The sequence below is a fragment of the Mesorhizobium tamadayense genome (genome assembly GCF_003863365.1).
In the GTDB taxonomy this organism is placed as follows: domain Bacteria; phylum Pseudomonadota; class Alphaproteobacteria; order Rhizobiales; family Rhizobiaceae; genus Mesorhizobium; species Mesorhizobium tamadayense.
On record NZ_RQXT01000283.1, the window covers coordinates 1 to 291 of the forward strand.

Here is a 291-nt window from a genome sequence, read left to right on the forward strand (position 1 = left end):
GGACCCGCGAACTTCCGGCTCTTTGCAGGATGGCCGACATTCTAGTCGCCGCGGTCGGACGCGCAGAAATGATCCGAGGTGATTGGATCAAGCCAGGCGCGGTTGTCATCGACATCGGTATCAATCGGGTGACCCAAGGTGGAAAGCCGCGCCTTGTCGGCGATGTCGCATTTGCAGAGGCTGCTCACGTTCAAGCAATTACGCCTGTGCCAGGCGGCGTGGGTCCGATGACAATCGCGTGTTTGCTCGCCAATACGCTGTCCGCATTCCGTCACACCTTGCCGGCGCGAA

The 291-nt window shown here is 60.1% G+C and carries 1 pseudogene; it reads left to right on the forward strand.

The window, feature by feature from the left end:
• Positions 1–291: pseudogene (locus EH240_RS37660) on the forward strand (bifunctional methylenetetrahydrofolate dehydrogenase/methenyltetrahydrofolate cyclohydrolase); the annotation flags it as partial.